This window comes from Paenibacillus sp. M-152, assembly GCF_003856555.1.
GTDB classification, from domain to species: Bacteria; Bacillota; Bacilli; order Paenibacillales; family Paenibacillaceae; genus Paenibacillus; species Paenibacillus polymyxa_C.
In genome coordinates, this window is sequence record NZ_CP034141.1 from 2,384,775 (window position 1) to 2,406,398 (window position 21,624).

General features: G+C 45.7%; 22 protein-coding genes. 18 read left to right on the forward strand and 4 right to left on the reverse strand.

All coding sequences use genetic code 11. The features are described from left to right. Nucleotides 1-26: 26 nt before the first annotated feature. Together EGM68_RS10980 and EGM68_RS10985 are read left to right on the forward strand one after the other, a co-directional pair. Nucleotides 27-1,043, forward strand: coding sequence for a hypothetical protein (locus EGM68_RS10980; RefSeq protein ID WP_025679052.1), 1,017 nt, complete (start codon nucleotides 27-29; stop codon nucleotides 1,041-1,043). A gap of 158 nt (nucleotides 1,044-1,201) precedes the next feature. Beyond that, nucleotides 1,202-3,877, forward strand: a complete 2,676-nt coding sequence (locus EGM68_RS10985; RefSeq protein WP_129549152.1) for a YhgE/Pip domain-containing protein — start codon at nucleotides 1,202-1,204, stop codon at nucleotides 3,875-3,877. Nucleotides 3,878-3,935: 58 nt separating this feature from the next. Here EGM68_RS10985 and EGM68_RS25705 read toward each other — a convergent pair whose 3' ends face one another. Next, nucleotides 3,936-4,079 carry a hypothetical protein gene (locus tag EGM68_RS25705; protein ID WP_165264005.1) on the reverse strand — a complete coding sequence of 48 codons (144 nt, stop codon included), beginning with the start codon at nucleotides 4,077-4,079 and terminating at the stop codon, nucleotides 3,936-3,938. Nucleotides 4,080-4,213: 134 nt separating this feature from the next. Between EGM68_RS25705 and EGM68_RS10995 the strand changes: the two genes are divergently transcribed. Then, a complete protein-coding gene (locus EGM68_RS10995) occupies nucleotides 4,214-5,188 on the forward strand; it encodes an aldo/keto reductase (protein WP_016821099.1) in 975 nt (324 codons plus the stop codon). Nucleotides 5,189-5,265: 77 nt separating this feature from the next. On the opposite strand, the gene EGM68_RS11000 is transcribed toward EGM68_RS10995, so the two are convergent. Next, the gene (locus EGM68_RS11000; protein ID WP_346427887.1) at nucleotides 5,266-6,186 is read right to left on the reverse strand and encodes a DMT family transporter; all 921 of its coding nucleotides are present in this window, start codon (nucleotides 6,184-6,186) and stop codon (nucleotides 5,266-5,268) included. Between the two features lie 97 nt (nucleotides 6,187-6,283). On the opposite strand from EGM68_RS11000, the gene EGM68_RS11005 reads away from it, so the two are divergent. Further along, entirely contained in the window at nucleotides 6,284-7,480 is a 1,197-nt protein-coding gene (locus EGM68_RS11005; protein ID WP_129549154.1) for a GTP-binding protein, read from the forward strand. Here the strand turns inward: EGM68_RS11005 and EGM68_RS11010 are convergent. After that, entirely contained in the window at nucleotides 7,477-8,343 is an 867-nt protein-coding gene (locus EGM68_RS11010) for a LysR family transcriptional regulator (protein WP_025679058.1), read from the reverse strand. The genes EGM68_RS11005 and EGM68_RS11010 overlap by 4 nt on opposite strands. Nucleotides 8,344-8,474: 131 nt before the next feature. On the opposite strand from EGM68_RS11010, the gene EGM68_RS11015 reads away from it, so the two are divergent. From EGM68_RS11015 to EGM68_RS11040, 6 genes are all read left to right on the forward strand, one after another. Beyond that, nucleotides 8,475-8,804: an antibiotic biosynthesis monooxygenase family protein gene (locus tag EGM68_RS11015; RefSeq protein ID WP_013370888.1), complete on the forward strand. Its 330-nt coding sequence runs from the start codon at nucleotides 8,475-8,477 to the stop codon at nucleotides 8,802-8,804. Between the two features lie 79 nt (nucleotides 8,805-8,883). Beyond that, entirely contained in the window at nucleotides 8,884-9,903 is a 1,020-nt protein-coding gene (locus EGM68_RS11020; RefSeq protein ID WP_025679061.1) for a daunorubicin resistance protein DrrA family ABC transporter ATP-binding protein, read from the forward strand. Continuing rightward, nucleotides 9,900-10,715 carry an ABC transporter permease gene (locus EGM68_RS11025; RefSeq protein ID WP_025679063.1) on the forward strand — a complete coding sequence of 272 codons (816 nt, stop codon included), beginning with the start codon at nucleotides 9,900-9,902 and terminating at the stop codon, nucleotides 10,713-10,715. Before EGM68_RS11020 ends, EGM68_RS11025 begins: the two co-directional genes overlap by 4 nt. 65 nt (nucleotides 10,716-10,780) lie before the next feature. Continuing rightward, nucleotides 10,781-11,455, forward strand: a complete 675-nt coding sequence (locus tag EGM68_RS11030) for a response regulator transcription factor (RefSeq protein WP_058829568.1) — start codon at nucleotides 10,781-10,783, stop codon at nucleotides 11,453-11,455. Continuing rightward, entirely contained in the window at nucleotides 11,452-12,576 is a 1,125-nt protein-coding gene (locus EGM68_RS11035; protein WP_025679067.1) for a sensor histidine kinase, read from the forward strand. The genes EGM68_RS11030 and EGM68_RS11035 overlap by 4 nt, the downstream gene beginning before the upstream one ends. A 542-nt stretch (nucleotides 12,577-13,118) precedes the next feature. Beyond that, nucleotides 13,119-13,691: a DinB family protein gene (locus EGM68_RS11040; protein WP_102163803.1), complete on the forward strand. Its 573-nt coding sequence runs from the start codon at nucleotides 13,119-13,121 to the stop codon at nucleotides 13,689-13,691. 278 nt (nucleotides 13,692-13,969) lie between these two features. Here the strand turns inward: EGM68_RS11040 and EGM68_RS11045 are convergent, their stop codons facing one another. Beyond that, on the reverse strand, nucleotides 13,970-14,839 hold the full coding sequence (locus EGM68_RS11045) for a DUF421 domain-containing protein (RefSeq protein WP_025679071.1): 870 nt from the start codon (nucleotides 14,837-14,839) through the stop codon (nucleotides 13,970-13,972). A 272-nt stretch (nucleotides 14,840-15,111) separates the two neighbouring features. On the opposite strand from EGM68_RS11045, the gene EGM68_RS11050 reads away from it, so the two are divergent. From EGM68_RS11050 to EGM68_RS11085, 8 genes are all read left to right on the forward strand, one after another. Further along, on the forward strand, nucleotides 15,112-15,381 hold the full coding sequence (locus EGM68_RS11050; protein WP_013370895.1) for a glutaredoxin family protein: 270 nt from the start codon (nucleotides 15,112-15,114) through the stop codon (nucleotides 15,379-15,381). Nucleotides 15,382-15,410: 29 nt separating this feature from the next. Continuing rightward, nucleotides 15,411-16,751 (forward strand): LLM class flavin-dependent oxidoreductase, encoded by a 1,341-nt coding sequence (locus tag EGM68_RS11055; RefSeq protein WP_025679075.1) that lies wholly within the window; start codon nucleotides 15,411-15,413, stop codon nucleotides 16,749-16,751. A gap of 17 nt (nucleotides 16,752-16,768) precedes the next feature. Then, nucleotides 16,769-17,299: an NADPH-dependent FMN reductase gene (gene ssuE / locus EGM68_RS11060; protein ID WP_129549155.1), complete on the forward strand. Its 531-nt coding sequence runs from the start codon at nucleotides 16,769-16,771 to the stop codon at nucleotides 17,297-17,299. A gap of 107 nt (nucleotides 17,300-17,406) precedes the next feature. Further along, a complete protein-coding gene (locus EGM68_RS11065; protein ID WP_129549156.1) occupies nucleotides 17,407-18,297 on the forward strand; it encodes a LysR family transcriptional regulator in 891 nt (296 codons plus the stop codon). Between the two features lie 160 nt (nucleotides 18,298-18,457). Continuing rightward, on the forward strand, nucleotides 18,458-19,309 hold the full coding sequence (locus EGM68_RS11070; RefSeq protein ID WP_040101477.1) for a transporter substrate-binding domain-containing protein: 852 nt from the start codon (nucleotides 18,458-18,460) through the stop codon (nucleotides 19,307-19,309). 76 nt (nucleotides 19,310-19,385) lie between these two features. Beyond that, nucleotides 19,386-20,165, forward strand: coding sequence for an amino acid ABC transporter permease (locus tag EGM68_RS11075; protein ID WP_019687081.1), 780 nt, complete (start codon nucleotides 19,386-19,388; stop codon nucleotides 20,163-20,165). Next, entirely contained in the window at nucleotides 20,162-20,872 is a 711-nt protein-coding gene (locus EGM68_RS11080; RefSeq protein ID WP_013370901.1) for an amino acid ABC transporter permease, read from the forward strand. The genes EGM68_RS11075 and EGM68_RS11080 overlap by 4 nt, the downstream gene beginning before the upstream one ends. After that, nucleotides 20,869-21,621, forward strand: coding sequence for an amino acid ABC transporter ATP-binding protein (locus tag EGM68_RS11085; protein ID WP_025679088.1), 753 nt, complete (start codon nucleotides 20,869-20,871; stop codon nucleotides 21,619-21,621). The genes EGM68_RS11080 and EGM68_RS11085 overlap by 4 nt, the downstream gene beginning before the upstream one ends. Nucleotides 21,622-21,624: the final 3 nt, after the last annotated feature.

The window sequence follows — 21,624 nt, forward strand, 5'->3', positions numbered from 1 at the left end:
TTATAGACACAGGAGGAATCGACGAAATGAACAAATGGAATTCTATCACAGCTACAGTCGCAGCACTCTCAATCCTGTTGGGAACGGCTCCAGTTGTAATGGCACAGCAACCCGCTGCTGTCACAACCACAGCTTCAAATGCACAAACTTCTGTTAACCTGGACCCGACCGCCACTAAGCGTCTGACGGATGTCCTAAACACATTAGCAGGGAAACAAACGATAGAGTTTACAAGTGCGGACACTGACGCATGGACGGTTTACGGTACCTTGAAAGGGACAGCAAATGCAGATTTCATCCAAAATTATGATTCCAAGAAAGGAATCGTGCAGTCCACCAGCATCATTTATAAGGCCGCTGATATGGATAAGGTGATGCCCCCTAATTTGCGCAGTAAAGTTGCGTCATTCCTGAAAACATTCGATACCGATAAAGTTTTCAAAATAGAGGCCATCTGGCGTGTATATTCCCCGATTGACGAAGGAGGATTCAAAAATTACTGGGTGCTATGGGGGAAAAACCAAAGCATTTATATTCACCTTGATCAAGGAAATAAAATAACGGCCAGCTTTTTGTACCCACTCAAAGACGTTAAAGCTGCCCTGATCAACAAAGCGAACCGTTCGCTAAAAACACTGGGCATTCCTACAATGAAACCGTTTGAATATACGCTTCGTCAGCGAGAGGACAACGATACCATCTGGCACTTTAGGGATGAGAGCGACACAAACAGCGTACAGATCGGCGTGAAAACCGGTAAAGTATGGGCTGTAAAAAATGAGCATGGCATGGACTGGGATGGAGATAAGGATTTTGCCAAAGCATTTGCCAAGCCCAAGCTCAGTAAAAATCAGGCCCTTTCAGCTGCCAAGTCGAAAGTACAATCCCTTTTTGGAATTAATTTGAAGGGATATACCGTGCAAATAAAGAAAAACGAATATACATTCTTGAAAAAAGGTGCAGCTACCGTTGTGGGGAAAATCAATAAAAAGAACGTATTCTACTCACTGGAAGCTATACCTGCAAATGGAATTAGAAATTAAGTAAAAGGGATTTCATAAAAAGCGTATGATCTGTAAAAGAGTCGTACGCTTTTTAGCAATCATTTTTATAATATTCGCTTCTGCCGCTCAAATCGTTTACAATACGTGTGCATACAACACTGGACGAAAGGTTAATGTACATATGAGGAGTGGTGAAGTTGCGGAAGATATGGCAAATCTACTTAACAGACTGGAGAAATGTTTTCAAAGTATCGACCGGGACTTTATTAGTCATTGGCATCATTCTTTTGCCTTCCGTCTATGCATGGGTGAATTTGAAAGCAATGTGGGACCCATATGCGAATACATCTGGTATTAAAATTGCAGTAACCAGCCAAGATCAGGGGGCTGAGGTGAATGGTAAAAAGATTAATATCGGTGACGAGGTTATACATAACCTTCATAATAACAAGAAGCTGGGTTGGACTTTTGTCAATGAAGCAGAAGCACGAAAAGGGGTGCTGAACGGTGATTATTATGCCAGTCTGCTGATCCCAAAGGATTTTTCAGAGAAAATTACGAGTGTGCTTACAGAAAATCCGCAAAAGCCGGAGATTGATTATGCTGTGAATGAAAAAATCAATGCAGTAGCTCCGAAAATTACATCCTCAGGGGCAACCTCTCTGACAAACCAAATTAGTCAAAACTTTATTGAAACGGCCAGCCAGGCGGTTTTGACGAAATTGAAGGAAGCCGGAGTAAAGCTGGAAGAGGAGCTTCCGACAATTCGCAACATTGAAAATCGGGTACTGGAGCTAAATAATCGATTGCCTGATATCGATCGGTTGGGTAAGCAGGCATTAGAGCTGGAGCAGAATTTACCGAAAATTAAGGCTCAGGGCCAAAAGATCATTGCATTGAAGGGAAAAATTCCTGAAATCAACCGCGCTGGAGATCTGGTGCTCAAAATTGACAAAAACCTGCCTGAGCTGGACAAGGTGGGTGCAGTCATTTTGGATATCCAAAAAAGACTGCCCGATATTCAAAAAGCTGGTGATCGAATTGTTGAACTGGATCAGAACTTCAGTAAGGTAGAAAGTGCACTGGCTACCGCCTTGGAGGACACGCAAACGGCCCTTAAGGTCATTAATGCTGCCCGGACAGCACTGCCGGAAGTACAAAAAATAGCCGATACAGGCAAGGATTTTACAACTGGTATACTCGACTTTCTGGATAAAAACGAGGGTGCGCTTGATTCGATCGGAACCGTAGTAAAAGAAGATTTACAGCTGGTGCAACAAATTGCGAATGAAGTTTCACAGATTACAGGTATCATTCGTGGTGTGGATTTTGATCCCAAAGCAGCACAAGCTGCAGCGAATCGGATTAGCGGCAGGCTCACGACTGCTGTAGGTGTATTGGATCATATTTCTCAATTGCTGAACCGTGTGAATGGGTATTTGCCTAGCCAGCCACTGGATTCACTTATTTCTCGGGTAAGCGGGGTAGAGGATCGCTTTCGCCGATTGAATAGCACGGTTACTAGCATCGGGGATGCTATTCAGCGCGGTGAGAAACCAGCCCAAAATCTGCTGGATGATGCTGACCGTCTTGCAGGAGAAATCAGTAGCGGAATTGACAGCATTTTGGACAATTATGATACGGAATATGCACCTGCCATTCAAAGGGCGCTGGATCAAATCAAATCCGTTGCCCGCAATTCTGCCAATGTGTTGACCACTGCTCAAGAGCAGCTCCCGAATATTGAAAAGCTACTAAATGACGCACAGGCCGCTGCCGAATTCGGGCAGCAAGAGCTAACACGTCTCCAGCAGGACTTGCCACAATATCGTCAAAAACTGCATGAAGCCGCTACGACGATTCAGGGACGCATGGGCGAGTTTACGAATGCTGTGAACAAAGCGGCAGACTTCGTGAAGCACGATTTGCCAACGGTTAAAAGTAAAATTCATCAGGCGGCAAACTTTGTACGTAATGATTTGCCGAAGGCGGAACAACAGTTTATTAAGATGGCGGACTTGATTGAAAACAAATTTCCTGAGGCTGAAAAAGCGGTACATCAGGTAGCCAATTTTGTCAGAACCGATCTTCCTGCTGCCGAGGATTCCATACGTCAGGCAGCAGACACGATCCGCAGGCTTAAGGGTGAAAATGCACTCGGAAGAGCGATTGCGTTGCTTAAGGGAGATGTGAAAAAGGAAAGTGATTTCCTCGGTAGCCCGGTATCGCTGAAGCAGGAGCGGATATACCCGATTCCTAACTACGGCTCTGCGATGTCACCTTTTTATACTACATTATCGATTTGGGTAGGTGCGATGCTGCTGGTCTCCATGTTCAGGGTAGATGTGGATGACCCGGAAGGTCAATATAAAAGCTACCAGGTGTATTTCGGACGGCTAATGACCTTCTCCACAATTGGTATTTTTCAGGCGCTAAGTGTATCTCTCGGTGATTTGTTTCTGCTGGGAACATATGTGGATGCCAAAGTAGCATTTGTACTGTCCTCTATGCTGATCAGTCTGGTGTTTACGGCCATGACCTATACCTTGGTTTCAGTGTTCGGCAATATCGGCAAGGGTCTCGCAGTCATCCTGCTGGTGCTCCAATTCTCCAGTTCAGGGGGGACATTTCCCATTGCGACGAGTACAGCTTTCTTTCAGACCCTGAATCCGTTCGTACCGTTCACCTATGCGGTTAGTCTGTTGCGGGAAACGGTAGGAGGGATGTTGCCTTCAACGGTAACACGAGATGTAGTGATGCTGTTTGTGTTTATCGGAATTTGCTTCTTGTTTGGATTGGTGCTTAAGAAGCCGCTCAGCAAACATACGAAGAAAATGGCTGAACGAGCGAAAGAAACGAAATTAATTCCTTGATTGTTGAAAAAAGAGTGAGTTGGTGGTTGAGATGAGCGGCTCCGCGAAGGATTTGATCTTACGATCGCTGACGCTTCTCCAGATTCAAATCCTCCGCTCCGCTGGTAACCACCGTAAAGTCACTTCTTTTAACATTCGGTGGGTAGTATGAGGAGGGCCTCCGCAAGTAATGCTTCGGCATGGTGCGGAGGCTTTTTTGCATGCGCTATCCACCTTTTAAAATGCATTTTGGGGTGTTTCAAAGGGGGGTTATTCTGGTGAATGAAGTAGGTATGGCCTTTTTTTATGCAATTTTTCGGAATTTAAAAAAATCCTTAAGCAAAGGCGGGAGACAGTATGGAGTATTCATACTTAGGAAAGTCAGGCTTGAAGGTTAGTCGGTTATGTCTGGGCACAATGAATTTCGGACCGGAAACTGAAGAAAAGGATGCTTTTAAGATTATGGATGCCGCGCTGGATGCGGGCATTAACTTCTTTGATACGGCTAATGTATATGGCCATGACCGTAAAGGCTGGACGGAAGAAATTATCGGACGATGGTTCCAGCAGGGCGGCGGAAGACGCGAGAAGGTCGTATTGGCAACCAAGGTATACGGGGACATGAAAAATGAAAATGATGGGCCCAATGCAGGATCAGGCTTGTCTGCCTACAAAATTCGCCGTCATTTGGATGCGTCGCTGAAACGTCTGCAAACCGATCATATAGAGCTATATCAAATGCATCACATTGACCGCAATGTGTCATGGGATGAATTGTGGGGTGTATTCGAGTCCGTGGTGGATCGTGGACAAGTTGGTTATATCGGTTCCAGTAATTTTGCAGGCTGGCATATTGCGGTGGCTCAGGCCGAAGCGAAGGCACGTCGTTTTCTGGGTCTGGTATCGGAACAGCATTTGTACAACCTGAACGAACGTTCGGCTGAGCTTGAAGTATTACCGGCAGCTCAAGAGCTGGGTCTGGGTGTAATTCCATGGAGCCCGTTGGCGGGCGGACTGCTGGGACGCAATGCGTTAGCAGGTACAGGTTCCCGCAGCGCACGTGCCAAGGAAAAGGTAGAGCAGAATCGTGCGAAGCTGGAGCAATTTGCGGCGTTATCTCGCGAGCTGGGTGAAAAGGAAGACGTGATTGCCCTGGCTTGGGTGCTATCTCATCCGGCCGTGACGGCTCCAATTATCGGACCACGGACATTAGAACAGTTAGAGGATGCTCTGCGGGTACCTGAGGTTAAATTAAGTGAAGATGTGCTTGCCAAGCTGGATGAGATTTTCCCGGGTCCGGGAAAACCTGCGCCAGAAGCCTACGCTTGGTAATATTGATTGACAGTAAATCGGCAAAAAGCAGCAGATCAGAAGCATCTTCTTTTCTATGATCTGCTGCCCAATATGCACTAAACGGGATCTGCCTTTTTAGTTAGTATTTGTTGAACACTCGTCTTTTGATGTGATACATAGCTATGCAGACTCATGCCAAGGATGACGATGAACATACCCATCCATGACCAAGCAGAAGGGAGGGGGATAGACAAAAAGATTAATTCCCCCATTAGTGCAAAAAGCACTTCCAGCGATTGTGTTGCTTCTACTGTGGCCAGCTTTTGCATATTTCTATGTACCTGATCTGTAGCCTTAAAAAATATAACCGTAGCAATTACCCCTGAGAACACGGCCACCAAAGCAGACTGTATGGTCTGATCCTTGCTTGGCATCCCTGCGCTGAAAACTCCATATAATGAAAGCAATAACCAAAAAGGCAGGCTGGCTATAGTCATTCCGAGCACACGTTGATAGGCATCTAACCGCCCTGCACAGACTTCCATCATTTTGCGATTACCTAAAGGATAGGCGAAAGAAGCCAGTATGACAGGCAATATACCGAATAAAAAATCTTGAGTAGAAATAGATTGCGACTGTTCGACCTGCATCACAATAATTCCGATTAAAATAATCAGAGATATCAACAATCCTTGGATGGGGATTTTTCCTCGTACTTTGACAGGGCCGTTCTCCGTTTGGACAACCTCAGCAAATAAAGGAACAAGCAAAGAACCGGAAATAATGGTTATTTGCCAAGTCCCTGCAATCAACCACCCCGGTGAATATGCGGATGCGAAGCATAACGGAGCATAAAATAAACCAAATCCAATGAAGCTCCACCACAGCCACATTCCCGGTTGTTCCTTCATGACTTTCCAAAGAGGCTTGAGCTTATGTTGGGCCATTACAATGACGAACAGCATAGGAACCATAAACAGATAGCGTAATGAAGCACTCCAGATCCAGCTCCCCCCAGACAGCTCCACAGTTGACAAAGCAAAAGGAATACTGTATATTTCTGAATGCTGATTTAATAGTAATAATTACGATTAAATATATTGATAAACCAATATTAAAGGGAGTGCACCAGCAATGAATAAGAAACCAATCCCGGTAACCGTGTTGAGCGGGTATTTGGGTGCAGGAAAAACGACGATTTTGAATAATGTTTTAAACAATCGAGACGGAATGAAAGTAGCAGTCATTGTCAATGACATGAGTGAAGTAAATATAGATGCCGAGCTGGTTAAAAAAGAGGGCGGCTTGTCCAGAACAGAAGAAAAACTGGTCGAGTTGTCTAATGGTTGTATTTGCTGTACATTACGTGAAGATTTATTGCTTGAGGTCAAGAAGCTAGCGGAACAAGGCGAGTTTGATTATATATTAATTGAATCTACGGGCATCAGTGAACCCGTCCCCATCGCTCAAACCTTTACCTACGCCGATGAAGGAACGGGCATTAATTTAGCTTCGCTGGCAAAACTGGATTGTATGGTGACTGTAGTGGATGCGAACCGTTTCTGGCATGACTTTGAATCAGGAGAAACGCTGCTGGATCGTAAGCAGGCTACTGGAGAAGATGACACACGTGATATCTCGGACTTGCTAATTGACCAGATTGAAACTTGTGACGTATTGATTCTGAATAAGTGCGATCTGGTTCAGCCCGCAGAGCTGGACAAGCTGGAGGGTGTGCTGCAGAGATTGCAACCTGAAGCCCGAATCATTCGCACTTCCAAGGGAAAGGTCGCGCCTTCGGACATTTTAAATACCGGGCTGTTCAACTTTGACAAAGCTAGTCAATCCGCTGGCTGGATTCGCGAGCTGGAGCTGGAAAGCCACACACCGGAGACGGACGAATATGGAATCAACTCTTTTGTTTATCGGCGTAGAAGACCGTTTCATCCTGCAAGATTGGCAGAATTTATGAGCTACTGGCCGGAGGAAATCGTTCGCGCCAAAGGCTTGGTCTGGATTGCAGCCCCTCAGGATTGGGCGGCGAGCATCAGCCAGGCAGGGCCATCTATTCAATTTGGTCCAGCGGGAAGTTGGCTTGCGGCGTTACCAGAAGAAGAACGGCAGGAAATCATCGCGGGCAACCCTGAGGCTCTGGACCATTGGGATGAGCAGTGGGGCGACCGCATGAACGAAATCGTTATGATCGGTATCGGAATGAATCGGCTGAACTTGGAAGAAGAGCTAGATGAATGTCTGCTGAACGATAGCGAAATGGATATGGACTGGTCCAGCTTTGAGAATCCGTTGCCTTGGCCAACAGGAAGAAGCTAGTTGATCCATTCAGTAATAAAGTCCATACACTTTTTGGCGGCTGGAGCCATGTTCTTTAAGGAGACAGTAGCGATACCAACGGAACGGGAATATCGTCCATCCAAGGGCCGAATACAAATGTCATAAGGGTTTTGGACTAAAATCATTTCGGGAAGGATACTTACGCCCAGGCCATTTTGCACCATAGCCATAATGGCATGATCATCTTCTAATTCATATTTGATTTTCGGAACAAGCTTATGCTGGGAAAAAATTCTCTGTACATCTGTATCACAGCCTGAAGCCGGCATAATGAAGGGTTCATTGAGAAGCTGATCCACACGTATGCTTGTCTGCTCCCGAAGCACATGATTAGACGGAAGTACGCACAGCATTCTTTCTTTTTTTAACGGTAATACTTCCAGTCCATCGAGTGTAGGCAGATTAACGAAGCCAAAATCAGCTTCTCCGCTGGCTATCCAATGCTCTATGTCATGGTAGTTCCCGTCGAGCAATTTTAGTTCAATAAGTGGGAACTGCTCGTTAAACTTTTGGATGATCCCAGGCAACCAATGGATGGATACACTTGAGAATGTACCTATCTTTACAGTTCCGGTCTCCAGTCCTTTGATGAGGGCGACCTCTTGATACAGCTTTTCATTCATTTGGATGATTTCTCTGAAATGCTTCATCAGACGTTCTCCGTTGCTGGTCAATTGGATGCCTGAACGTCCTCTAATTAAAAGAGTTAGGCCCAATTCATACTCCAAAGCAGAAACGGCATGGCTAATAGCGGATTGTGTAAGATTGAGAAGTGCTCCTGCTTTGGTAAAGCTTCCTGCTTCTATTACGCTAAGAAAGACCTTATATTTAAACAAATTCATGTGTCCTCCAACATAGAATGAAATATATTCATACATAGTATCATATATATTCATTTTTTTTATCTCAGCTTTGTAGTTATAATCGAACTTGAGAAAAATGCCGATTAACCATTCATTTCTGGGAGGTACCTATGAGTTCAATTGCAAAAACACCACAGCCCCCTTATTATGCAGCTATTTTTACTTCTGAGCGTACGGAAGGGGATGGCGGATACGGAAAGATGGGGGACAAAATGGTGGAACTGGCTGCCAAGCAGCCTGGATTTCTAGGTGTGGAAAGTGTTCGTGACCAAAACGGAGTGGGCATCACCGTGTCCTATTGGGAGTCCTTGGACGCTATAAAACATTGGAAGGATAACGAGCTACACAAGCTAGCACAGGAGAAAGGGAAGTCTGATTGGTATAAAGCATTCGGTTTAAGAGTGAGCAAGGTAGAACGAGATTATTTTTTTACAGTGTAAATAATTAAGTAAAAGGTCTGTTCATATTCAGTTCATAAAAGTGGATTATTCTCTCTATAGAAATCGTTGTAGGGAGGAAATGAAAGTGGATTATACAGACAAAAAAGAAACCCTGGCCATTGAAGCAAGAGGACTAGTTAAAACTTTTGGTGATAAGTATGCGGTACATGGTGTCGATCTAAATGTGCGTGCCGGCACGATCTACGGAGTGCTTGGTCCCAATGGGGCAGGTAAGACGACGACCATCCGAATGCTGTCAACGTTATTGCGACCTGATGGGGGATCGGCGCTTATTTTTGGACACGATGCAGTAAAGGAACCGCAGGTTGTTCGTCAATTAATTGGCGTAACGGGTCAGTACGCATCGGTCGATGAGTCGCTTAGTGCTACCGAGAATCTGATTATTTTCTCCAGGCTGCTCGGACTGGAACGTGCTGAGGCACGTCATAAGGCAGCGGAGCTGCTAGAGGAATTTGGATTGTCTGAAGCAGCCAAGCGACCGTTAAAGCATTTCTCCGGAGGCATGCGCCGCCGACTGGATTTGGCCGCAAGTCTTATTGCCAAGCCGCCACTAATCTTTCTGGATGAGCCGACTACCGGACTGGACCCGCGCACGCGTGTTCAGATGTGGGACACGATCCGGCGTCTGGTGAAGACGGGTTCCACCGTATTGCTCACGACCCAGTATCTCGATGAGGCGGATCAGCTTGCTGATCGAATTGCGGTGATCGATCATGGTCGGGTAGTCGCCGAGGGGACGGTAGATGAACTGAAAGCGGCAGTGGGGTCGTCAACTCTGCAACTCAGAGTGCAAAATCAACAGGATATCGGAAGGGCTGCTCGAATCGTTGAACAAGTGCTTTCAGTCAAGTCCAGCGTGTCGGTGGAGGCTGGAAAAATTATTTCTCCGATGGCTAATGCCGATCGGGTGACGGACCTGCTGATTGCTCTCCGTGCCGGAGAAATTCACCTGGCAGAGATGAGTGTGCAAAAGCCAACGCTTGACCAGGTGTTTCTGTCCATCACTGGCCAAGGCGTACAAGTAAATGAGCAGCAGACGGCCCATGAAGCACATGCCGTAGAGGGGGTGAGAGCATGAAAAACGCTACTGCTATGACAGATTCTCATCGCACCTTGAAAAAGTCTGTGAGTTTCAAACAGGCGTTCGCCAACTCCATGACGATGGCCTACCGGGGCATTCTGAAGATCAGGCATACTCCTGAGCAGTTGTTTGATGTCACGCTCCAGCCGATTATTTTTACTCTTATGTTTACCTATATCTTTGGCGGGGCTATCTCAGGAGACGTGCAGCATTATCTACCGGTCATCATTCCAGGCATCCTCGTCCAAACAGTCATCTCGACCTCCGTCGTTACCGGTGTGCAACTGCGGGAGGATATGGACAAGGGAGTGTTCGACAGGTTCAAGTCACTTCCGATCGCACGTATTGCCCCTTTGGCTGGAGCTCTGCTGGCCGACAGTCTTCGTTATACTATTGCGACTGTACTTACCTTTGCCATGGGGTATATTTTGGGGTATCAACCAGAGGGAGGACTGCTGAGTGTTGCGATCGCTGCACTTCTGGTCATCGTGTGTTCCTGGGCGGTCAGCTGGATATTCGCCTTCTTTGGCGTGATTGCCCGCACGGCCTCAAGTGTACAGGGTATCTCCATGATTGTTCTGTTTCCACTTACCTTTATTTCCAACGCATTTGTGCCTGTAGATACTATGCCTGGCTGGCTACAGTGGTTTGTGAACGTCAACCCGATTTCACATCTTGTGAACGCGGTTAGAGAGCTTGCGAATACGGGGATGATTGGCGGAGAACTGGCGATCTCTTTGCTTGGGGCGGCAGTTATTGTGGCGATCTTTGCCCCGCTTACAGTTCGTGCTTATATGCGTAAAGCATAGGAAGGGGAACTCTTGACGAGGATGAGAGATTCAAGGCAGAGTTAGTCTGTAGTTAGGGGGTTAAAATGACACGTGTATTAGTGGTTGATGATGACCCGCATATTCGTGAACTCGTCGGACACTTTCTGAGACTGGAAGGTCTGGAAGTCGTCGAGGCGGTGGATGGTTTGGACGCTATGCGCTTGTTTGATGAAACTAAGGTCGATTTGCTTGTCCTCGATATCATGATGCCAGGGATGGATGGCTGGGAGCTGTGCCGTAAGCTGCGCGAGCAGACCGACCTGCCGCTGCTGATGCTTACTGCCAAAGGCGAGACGTCACAGATTGTAAAAGGCTTCGCGCTTGGAACGGACGATTATCTTGTTAAGCCCTTCGATCCTATGGTGCTTGTTGCACGCGTAAAGGCTTTACTAAAACGCTATCGGATCATGGCTTCAAAATCGGTGACTGTCGGAGATCTTGTCCTGCGCAGCGATACATTTGAGTGTCAGGCTGGAGAGCAGGAAATTACCCTGCCACGCAAGGAATTTGAACTGCTCTTCAAGCTGGCCAGCTATCCTGGCAAAACCTTTACACGCGACCATTTGATCGAACAGATCTGGGGTTATGATTACGAGGGAGACGAAAGAACGGTTGATGTGCATATCAAGCGCCTTCGGGAACGATTTCCGGAGGCAACCCAATCCTTTGCGATCCGTACGATCCGGGGATTGGGGTATCGGCTGGAGATAAGGCAATGAAGCGGGAACCGGGGTTCCTTCGTATCCTTGCAAGATTCATGCTCGTGTTATTGGTGCTGTATCTTAGCTGGACTGCTGCGTATTTTATTACGGCGGTGATCTATTCACGCTTGTCATGGACTCCGCATGAATTGTTCGTCTATCTTATTAATGCGACACTTGGCTTTTTCTTTTTCGGTATAATTAGTATGACTGTGAGGCGCTTTATCCAGCCTAGAGAACAGCATTTTTTTACCGAAATGATCGATGCTTTAAAGCGAATTTCAGAAGGGGATTTTCACATAAATCTGGGATGGAACTTTGGCACGAGAAACGGAAACCATGATAGGACACATCCTTATGTACAGCTGGTGGACAGCATTAATGATATGGCGGCAAATCTGAAGGTCATGGAAGAACTGCGGGAGGCGTTTATTTCAAATGTATCCCATGAAATTGGCTCGCCCCTGACCTCAATCATTGGTTTTGCTAAGGCGCTCAAGGACGATAATCTGGATCGGGAGCAGCGAGACCGATATTTGACGATTATTGAGACAGAGTGTATTCGTCTATCCAAGCTAAGCGATAATCTGATGAAGCTGGCGGTGCTGGATTCGGAGCGGCATCCGTTTCATCCGTCCTCTTATCGGCTGAACAAGCAACTGATCTCGCTTATCCTCGCCTGCGAACCGCAATGGGAGGCTAAACAAATTGACATGATTGTGGACACCCATAACGTTGAGGTCAACGCGGACGAGGCTCTAATGTGCCAGGTGTGGGTGAATCTCCTTCACAATGCTATTAAATTCACCCCACAGGGTGGAAGCATATCTGTTTCTCTTTCAAGTAATGGTAATCAGGCAGTTGTCTGCATTACTGATACAGGACCGGGTATCAATGAACAGGATCAACAGCGCATTTTCGAACGATTTTATAAAGCAGACAAGTCACGAACCCGAACCGCAGGAGGTAGCGGCTTGGGACTTTCCATCGCCCATAAAATAACGGAGATGCATAGCGGCTCTATTTCTGTGTCCAGCAAGGTGGGGGAAGGAACGGCGTTTACAGTATTGCTGCCTCTGCAAGAGGAAACAGTAAAGGGGAACAGCAACCATGAAATGAGCGGAAATAGTGGTGATTAACCGGGCTATTGCTGACACTGGTTATGCAAGCGTTGATATAGGTTCGACACAGGCGAAAGAAGTTCATCATGATTTATACAATGGTGGGTTTAGACTACAAGCGCTCGGTACAATTACCTACAGCATGGCTGGTACTACTAAACAACAGCTTACGAGTTCATTTGGGAGAATGATTTAAGAAGAAATATGGGACTCCTTACCTTGTTGGGTCATATTAATCTGTAAAAAAATCAAGAAGACGTTTCTGGTACATCTGGAAACGTCTTCTTGATTTTTCATTTTCCAAATCCATTGGCTAAGTGTATGACGTTTAGGAAAGAGTCAGATGTTAGCGAATAATAATGTTTTAGACTAAACAATAAAGAACAAGACTGAGATCAATAAAGTTATAGACTGGCGCACTGGCGACGGCGGCCGGTGCAATTAGAAAATATAGTTTTAGACTGGAAAATAAAGTATAAAAGATATAAGCTACAAATATGCTTTATTCTTGAGCCCTCTCATATGATGAGAGTAATTCAGTATTCGAGGAGATGATCTTGATGAACAAGAACATAGGGATTAAGGATATTTTGGTAAGGTTCGACGAGATTTCGAAGCATTATGTTCGGGAGCTGGACAAGTATAGTCTGGCGGAACTGTGTCGCAAGCCAAGCGAGAACGAATGGTCGCTTGGGCAAATGTACCTGCATCTGCCCCATTCCACGCTGAACTTGCAGCTCCGTCTTGCGGAGCAGTGCATGGCGCTCGGTGGCGGCAGCGAGGAGGGCGGCGGGAAGACGGAGGCCGGTCATGCCGTGTTTGAGCAAGGGAGCTTCCCACCGATTCGCATTCAGGTACCTGCCGACTTGCAACATACGCCTCCTCAGCCAGAGAGCAAGGAGCAGCTTGTCGCCAAGCTGGAGGAAGCAAGGCGCCGCATGCATGAGATTGGGGCGTCGCTACAGAACATAGACCCAGAGCGGCTGCAGCGAAAGGCGACTCATCCGGCCGTAGCCTTCGGCGCGTTAAACGCGGTCGAATGGTTCACGATGGTGGAGATGCATTACCGTCATCATCTTCTTCAAAAGGAGCGGCTGGACGCTTTCTTACAAACTGCAGAGTTATTAGACTAACGGGACACGAAAGTTGAATGTTGACCACAACAGCGGCCAGTCTAGGATTTTATTTTCGCGTCCTTATCTGCCGCTGTTGCATTTGTCGGTCAGTCTAAAACATATTTCTCAAAAGATGACGACCTTTGAAGTGGACAATCGCGTAAAATCAGCAACTCCAGTCTACAACTTTATTTTCTTCGAACATCAGAGCCTTTACGTCGCTATGTTTGTTTCAGCAAATTTGATAGAAAGCAGGGGTGTTTCTGGAGTTTATTCTTACGGGCCATTCGTATGTGTCAGGAATTAGATGTATTTATCGGTTTCATCTCTTGAATAGCTTCTTTCAAACTTTGTGAGCATTGCTCGTATAGCTGTTTTCTTTGCTGCTCACTGGAACCAGATGCTAGCTTTTGCAGTTCTGTAGTGCATTGTTCCAAAAGAGTCAGTACAGCTTGATTAGAGTCTTGTACCTTGGACTGTTGTACATTATCACTATATTGGTCAATATATAGTTCTCCTTGCGTGTCCACCTGGGCAAAAAACACATCTTTGACCGTCAAACTCTTTTCCTTTAGCTTGGCATCCAGCCATTGCTGAGTAATCCCCATATATGCCATTTGTTGTTCCATGAGTTGTCCGTCCATAATGACAGCTGTGGGTTCCTTCTCCGGTAATTGCAGCATATTCAGATCCTTAAGCGTCACAGGCTGCTTGTCTTTGGTTAACAGCACATTGACTTCGCCACTAGTTTCCATAAGAGCAAATTCTACATCAGCTACTTTGAACACATTCTTACTTCGTAGCTGCTCCATCAATTCATCTAGGGTAAGTCGTTCCTTTCTCAGATTATCCTCTAAAATTTTGCCGTCTTTGATTAGAACTGTCGTCTTTCCATCTGATAAATCCCTGACTTTCTTGCTTTTAATTTGCAAAAATTCAATGCAAAGTGTTGTCAGTACCCATACGGCTAACGATACGGTACCCAAGTACCAGGAGGATTCGCGTTCCAAAGGTATAGAAGCAGCCAAGTTACCGATGGTGATTCCGGTTATATATTCGAACAAGGAAAGCTGTGATACCTGACGTTTTCCGAGAATCTTGGTAATCACAAAAAGAATAACGATGGCTAATAACGTACGTAAAGCTACAATGGTCCATTCCTGCATTTGTTCAACCTCATTTCATTTCGCCACAAGGGCGCTACTATTCCAAGGATGTCCGCGCCAAGTCCCATTTAAACTCCAATTTATCTAAATTTAAATATACAGGCTGTCACCAAACCGATTAAATACAATATAAAATTAAAATTTTCTATCGTTCAATTACCATTGTCTATTACACAAGCGATTGACGGAAAAGAGGGAGCAGGATACATTATAGATATAATTCTTATTTAATTCATCGGGATTATAAACATTAAACTCACGGAGGTATGTATATGTCGTCCAAACCTAAAGTTGTAGTGTGGAGCAAAACCGGCTGTCATTTTTGTGGAGAGATCAAATCGTACCTGGAATCCCAAAATCAGCCGTATGAAAATATCCAGGTGGACGGAAATGATGCACTGCGTGATGTGTTGGAGACCAAATATGGTATTCGTTATGTTCCTGTCGTAGAGATAGGTGGAGATAACAAATATGAAGCACTTCTTAACCCGGATCTGGAAGAGCTGGGTAAAGTGCTGGAAAGTTATAATCAAGCGGTATAACAATTATATTCAAGAGAGGTGGAAGCGTCATGGCTAAGAATAGACAAATTAAATTGGGTGCGATTATTCACGGTGTTGGGGGAAGCATGACGACTTGGCGTCACCCTGATGTACCTGCGGATGCAAGTGTTAATTTTGATTTTTATAAAACGCAGGCACAAAAGGCAGAGGAAGGGAAGTTTGATCTCGTATTTATCGCAGACGGTCTGTTTATTAACGAAAAATCCATTCCTCACTTTCTGAACCGTTTTGAGCCAATTACGATTTTGTCTGCTTTGGCTGGGGTGACGAAGCATATCGGATTAGTTGGCACATTGTCGACTTCCTATAGCGAACCGTTCACGGTAGCACGCCAGTTTTCTTCCATTGATCATATTAGCGGAGGTCGTGCAGGCTGGAATGTGGTGACTTCCCCGCTGGAAGGTTCTGCTCTTAACTTTAACAAAGGTGAGCATCCATCGCATCCACAGCGCTATAAAATTGCCGATGAATATTTACAGGTTACTAAAGGACTGTGGGACTCGTGGGAAGAGGATGCGTTCGTTCGTGATAAGGAAGCCGGCGTATTCTTTGATCCCGACAAGCTGCATACACTGAACCACAAAGGTGAGTTTTTCTCTGTGCAGGGTCCGCTAAACATTGGACGATCCAAGCAGGGACAGCCGGTTATTTTCCAGGCAGGTTCCTCAGAAGATGGCAAAAACCTGGCTGCCAAGGAAGCGGATGCCGTATTTACAGGACATGAAACATTGGAGGAAGCACAGCAGTTTTACCGTGATGTGAAGGAACGTGCAGTACGCTATGGCAGAGCGGAAGAGGATATTGTCATTTTGCCGGGCATTTCGCCGATTATTGGCAGCACGCCAGAGGAAGCGGAACGTAAGTATGAGGAGATTACCAATTTAGTAACAATTGAGGCTGCGTTAAAATATTTGGGGCGTTTCTTCGATCATCATGATTTCTCACAATATCCGCCGGATGAGCCATTCCCTGAGCTTGATGGTATTGGCAGTAATTCATTTCGCAGCGGTACAGATAAAATCAAACGAACAGCCAAGGAACAGAATTTGACGCTGCGTGAGGTTGCGTTACGTGCAGCTACGCCGAGAACCTCTTTTATCGGAACTGCTGAGCAGGTGGCAGATCGAGTGCAAGAGTGGTTTGAAAGGAAAGGGGCAGACGGATTCATTATCGGTTCCGATGTGCCAACGGGCCTGCATGATTTCGTAAATCTAGTTGTGCCTATTTTGCAGGAGCGTGGCATTTATCGTCAGGATTATGAATTTAACACACTGCGTGAAAACCTGGGCGTGCCTATTCCTGAGAATCGTTATACAGCAGCCAGATCCAAAGTGAAAGTTGACGCATAACAGAAGGAGGGAATGAGATGTCCAAGGTTGTCATCCTATCGGGCAGTCCGTCTACACATTCCCGTTTATATGGTTTGATTCACTATACAACTGAGCAGTTACGAGAGGCTGGAGCGGAGGTTACATTACTGAATGTGGTCGACCTGCCAGCTGAGGATTTGATCAAAGCTAACTTTAATAGTCCCGACGTCATAGCAGCGCTTGCGTTGATTGCAGCAGCGGATGCCGTCATTGTGGCTTCGCCAGTATATAAAGCGGCCTATTCAGGGCTATTGAAAATATTTCTGGATCTGGTTCCGCAGGAGGCGCTGAGAGGGAAACCTGTCTTGCCTTTATTTATCGGCGGTACACTGGCCCATCTGCTGGTCATTGACTATGCCCTGAAGCCGGTTCTAAGCGCACTGGGGGGAAGACATATTCTTGGTGGGGTGTATGCAGTGGATCAGTGGGTCGAGCGTCTGCCAGGTGGAGCATATGGATTGTCCGAAGAGTTGATTGTACGATTGGAACGTTCTGTTAAAGAACTCAATGAGCTATTGAAGTTATAGATATTTTCAATATTTCCATTGACAGGTCGTTCAGTGAGTTTTATGATACAAAAAACCAAGTTAACTCATTGGATAAATGTATATAAAACTTACTGGGGGACTTGCGTATGAATATCGAGAATATTGAAGCCTTTGTATACGTGAATCATTATGGAAGCTTTAACAAGGCGGCAGAAGCGTTGTTCTTATCACAGCCCTCTGTCACAGCCCGGATTCAGACGCTGGAACGCGAGCTTGAGTGTAAGTTATTCGACCGCCAAAGCAAACAAACGATTCTGACGGAGGATGGACGAAAGTTCCTTCCTTATGCGGAGCAGATGCTGCAAGTGCTGCAAAAAGGGAAGCAAAAGCTTCAACAGCGCAAGAAAGCCCCTCAGCAAATTCGAATTGGCTGCACGATATCGGTGTCGAACTATATCATTCCTGAAATACTAAAGCAGCTTCGTGCTCGCTATCCGGAGGTTAACTACAAAATTGTGACCGCTACGACGGATCAACTGCTACATAAGCTGTTGAACCGTGAGGTAGACATTAGTTTTGTCCGTAAAGTGATGCATCCGGCTATTCGTACGCTTGCCTTTTATGAAGATCCGATTTCCCTGTATGTATATGAAGGCCACCCGTTTACGAAGACAGGAAAGGCCAGCATACAGGATATCCAGCGTGAAACCCTGGTATTTTTTGAATGCGGCTCATTAGATTGGATGAGGATTCATCGATCTTTTGAATCACTGGAGCAGCCACCGGATATTGCTTTTCAGGTAGACAATGTGGTCACGGCCAAAAAGCTGGTATTGCAAGAAGCGGGCATTGCCTTTTTGCCGGATGTCTGTGTGAACCGTGAAGTGAAGGATCAGAAGCTGTTCCGTGTTCATGTTCCGGAGGTGGCTGGGGTATCTATGCAGATTAGCATAATCGCAACCAAAGAAGACTGCGCAGTGTCCTTCGATTTTGCAGATGCACTGACAGAAGGCTTCAGAGAGGCTGTTTTGTTATAGAAAAGTCCTATAGGTTGGTGGATTGACGTATTGGATTACAGGTGTTAAATTAATCACATCCTAAAACCAATTAAATTTATAGGAATTGTTAATTATTAAATGTTATAGCTACCATGTATGTCGCAAACTGCTGATATGCAAAGAGATGAGGGGGATTCATATGAAAAAGTGGTTTGCAATATTGTCTGTTATGGCAATCATTCTGGTGTTGGCAGGCTGCGGTTCCTCAGATGACACGTCTAGTGCGTCAGGTTCAAGCGGAGACGTGAAGAAAATTATTGTAGGCACAGGCACTCAATTTAAAAATGTATGCTTTATTGACGAAAACGGAAATTTAACAGGCTTTGATGTGGAGCTGATTAAGGAGCTGGACAAGCGCCTACCTCAATACGAGTTTGAATTCAAAACGATGGATTTTGGAAATTTGCTGCTCAGTCTCGATGCCGGCAAGATTGATCTGGTATCGCATCAAATGGAAAAAAACCCGGAACGCGAAGCCAAGTATCTGTTCAACAAAAATCCGTATAGCATTTTTCTAAACAGAGTAGCCGTAGCGAAGGATAATAATAGCATTCATTCCATTGATGATTTGAAAGGGAAAAAGGTACTTACCAGTCCAACCAGTAATGCGGCGTATGTGCTGAAAGAATATAACAAAACCCACGGAGATGCTCTGAATATCGTGTATACGAGTGGTGCAGCCAATGATACGGTGCAACAAATTACGAGCGGCCGTATAGATGCTACCGTTACGACAGACTTTGCGAACCGTTTTAACACCGATGAAAAAGGAGAAGTAGCTCTGAAAACCGTTGGTGATCCTTTGACTCAATCAGATGTACTGTATGTACTGAACAAAAATGAGCAAGGATTGGCGGATGACCTGGACAAAGCCATTCAGGAAGTGAAGGACGACGGTACGCTGTCGAAGCTGAGCATTAAATGGCTTGGAGAGGACTTCACGAAGTCCCTGGAGGATGTGAAAAAAGAGAGTACCAGCAGTAAAAAGTAAGGATAGACTTGTACAGTTCAGCGGTCAGGGTACTTTATGTATTCTGACCGCTGATGTATAGAAAGGAGGCAGGCATATGAGCAGAGAGTTCAATATTGATTATGTTTTTAGCTTTATCCCGAAAATGCTGTCCTATTTGCACATCACCTTGTTTATTGTGGCAAGCTCGCTTGTGTTGGGACTGATCATTGGTCTGTTGGTTGCGCTGCCTCGCATGTATAACATTCCATTTCTCAAACGTGTTTCTCAGGTGTATGTTTCCTTTTTCCGTGGGACCCCGATTCTAATTCAATTGTTTCTGGTGTATTACGGCCTGCCAGAGCTACTAAAGCTGGTGGATATCAATTCCTCCAGATGGGATGTGTTGTGGTTTGCCGTAGCGACCTACGCGCTCAATAGTGGAGCCTTTATTTCCGAAATTATCAGGTCTGGCGTAGGTGCTGTAGATCGGGGACAAATCGAGGCTGCACAGTCAGTCGGCATGTCAGGCTATCAAACTTTTACACGTATCATCTTGCCGCAAGCGTTGGCTGTAGTGGTTCCGGTATTTTCCAATCTGGTCATTGGCAATCTGAAGGATACTTCGCTGGCGTTTACGATCGGTGCGATGGAGATGACAGGAAAATCGCAAACATTGGGTTCGGCTACCCAGCATTTTGTGGAAACGTATATCGCGTTGTCCCTTATCTATCTAGTGATCAGTCTAATTGTACAAAAATTATTCAAGGTGCTGGAAAATACACTTCTCCGGCATGAGCATAGAGATTCAGTACAGAAAGAGCCCGCCAAACGAAAAGGTTTTGTGGTGCGATACCTGAGAAGTCCTCGTCTGAGTAAAGGAGGTAAAGGCATATGAGTCTGGACTTTGGATTTGTATACACCGCCTTTTTAGGATTGTTCTCCGCGTTGCCCAACACTTTAATCATTACAGTGGTTTCCGTGCTGGCAGGGTTGGTCATCGGGATTATAACGGCATTGGCACGAATTTATAACGTTCCTGTGCTGTCCCAGATCTCTCACGGTTACGTTACTTTTATCCGAGGTACACCGATGCTGATGCATCTGCTGCTTATTTATTTCAGTTTGCCTTTGTTGATTGATGCAGGAGCGAAGCATTTCGGATGGTCACTGCAATCCAAAGATGTTCCTTATATGGTATTTGCACTCATTTCGTTCTCCATTACCAGTGGTGCCTATATGTCTGAGGTCGTCCGTTCTGGAATCCAGTCGGTCAACAAGGGGCAGATTGAGGCGGCTTATGCGGTTGGTATGACGACATGGCAAGTATTGAGACGCATTGTATTTCCGCAGGCATTCGTGGTGAGTTTGCCGAACCTGACGAATTCTGTTATTGGGATGCTGCATGGTTCTACCTTGGCCTTCACCGTTTCGGTCACAGAAATACAAGCTCAGGCTGAAATTCTGGCATCCACAAACTGGAAATATTTAGAGGTGTATATTGCGGCAGCCCTGCTATTTTGGGGATTGACGGTATTGATTGAGCGAATATCCGGCTTGGTGGAGAAAAAAATCAATGTATTTAATGGAGGTCGAGCATCATGATCCGTCTGCAAAATATTACAAAGTCGTTCGGCAAACATGAAGTGCTCAAAGGCATTGATTTGACCGTGAACAAAGGCGAGGTCGTCGTTATTTTAGGACCAAGCGGTTCAGGAAAAACAACCTTGCTACGCTGCATTAATTATCTGGAAAAGCCGAATGACGGAGAAGTCAGCATTGGAGATTTTACCGTGAATTGCAAGCGACCTGCGAAGAAGGATGTTGTGGCCTTGCGTAAAAAGACAGCTATGGTCTTCCAGCAATATAATTTGTTCAAGCATAAAACCGCGCTGGAAAATGTCATGGAGGGACTTGTTGTTGTCCGCAAGGTTAAGCAGGAGGAAGCGAAAAAAATCAGTATTGAAGTGCTGGAAAAGGTTGGCCTTGGCGAAAAACTGAATCATTATCCAAGCCAGCTATCCGGTGGGCAGCAGCAGCGTGTCGGCATAGCGCGTGCTTTGGCGCTGAACCCGGAGGTGATTTTATTCGACGAGCCGACTTCGGCGCTGGACCCTGAGCTGGTGGGTGAGGTGCTGTCGGTGATCCGTAAGATTGCGAAGGAAGGTATAACCATGATTGTCGTGACACATGAAATGGGCTTTGCGCGCGATGTTTCAAACCATGTGGTATTTATGGACGGCGGTCATATTATCGAGGAGGGCACACCAGACGCCATTTTTAACCACCCCAAAGAGGAGCGTACCCAACAATTCCTGAAACGAATTACACCAGAATATAACTATTCAATTTAGACG

Bases quoted from the DNA above. Each gene is read 5' to 3' on its own strand.
- EGM68_RS25705 (WP_165264005.1), bottom strand. From the start codon at position 4,079: ATGCAAAAAAGCCTCCGCACCATGCCGAAGCATTACTTGCGGAGGCCC.
- EGM68_RS11080 (WP_013370901.1), top strand. From the start codon at position 20,162: ATGAGTCTGGACTTTGGATTTGTATACACCGCCTTTTTAGGATTGTTC.
- EGM68_RS10995 (WP_016821099.1), top strand. From the start codon at position 4,214: ATGGAGTATTCATACTTAGGAAAGTCAGGCTTGAAGGTTAGTCGGTTA.
- EGM68_RS11075 (WP_019687081.1), top strand. From the start codon at position 19,386: ATGAGCAGAGAGTTCAATATTGATTATGTTTTTAGCTTTATCCCGAAA.
- EGM68_RS11025 (WP_025679063.1), top strand. From the start codon at position 9,900: ATGAAAAACGCTACTGCTATGACAGATTCTCATCGCACCTTGAAAAAG.
- ssuE (WP_129549155.1), top strand. From the start codon at position 16,769: ATGTCCAAGGTTGTCATCCTATCGGGCAGTCCGTCTACACATTCCCGT.
- EGM68_RS11005 (WP_129549154.1), top strand. From the start codon at position 6,284: ATGAATAAGAAACCAATCCCGGTAACCGTGTTGAGCGGGTATTTGGGT.
- EGM68_RS10980 (WP_025679052.1), top strand. From the start codon at position 27: ATGAACAAATGGAATTCTATCACAGCTACAGTCGCAGCACTCTCAATC.
- EGM68_RS11085 (WP_025679088.1), top strand. From the start codon at position 20,869: ATGATCCGTCTGCAAAATATTACAAAGTCGTTCGGCAAACATGAAGTG.
- EGM68_RS11015 (WP_013370888.1), top strand. From the start codon at position 8,475: ATGAGTTCAATTGCAAAAACACCACAGCCCCCTTATTATGCAGCTATT.
- EGM68_RS11035 (WP_025679067.1), top strand. From the start codon at position 11,452: ATGAAGCGGGAACCGGGGTTCCTTCGTATCCTTGCAAGATTCATGCTC.
- EGM68_RS11040 (WP_102163803.1), top strand. From the start codon at position 13,119: ATGAACAAGAACATAGGGATTAAGGATATTTTGGTAAGGTTCGACGAG.
- EGM68_RS11055 (WP_025679075.1), top strand. From the start codon at position 15,411: ATGGCTAAGAATAGACAAATTAAATTGGGTGCGATTATTCACGGTGTT.
- EGM68_RS11050 (WP_013370895.1), top strand. From the start codon at position 15,112: ATGTCGTCCAAACCTAAAGTTGTAGTGTGGAGCAAAACCGGCTGTCAT.
- EGM68_RS11045 (WP_025679071.1), bottom strand. From the start codon at position 14,839: ATGCAGGAATGGACCATTGTAGCTTTACGTACGTTATTAGCCATCGTT.
- EGM68_RS11030 (WP_058829568.1), top strand. From the start codon at position 10,781: ATGACACGTGTATTAGTGGTTGATGATGACCCGCATATTCGTGAACTC.
- EGM68_RS11070 (WP_040101477.1), top strand. From the start codon at position 18,458: ATGAAAAAGTGGTTTGCAATATTGTCTGTTATGGCAATCATTCTGGTG.
- EGM68_RS11010 (WP_025679058.1), bottom strand. From the start codon at position 8,343: ATGAATTTGTTTAAATATAAGGTCTTTCTTAGCGTAATAGAAGCAGGA.
- EGM68_RS11020 (WP_025679061.1), top strand. From the start codon at position 8,884: ATGAAAGTGGATTATACAGACAAAAAAGAAACCCTGGCCATTGAAGCA.
- EGM68_RS11065 (WP_129549156.1), top strand. From the start codon at position 17,407: ATGAATATCGAGAATATTGAAGCCTTTGTATACGTGAATCATTATGGA.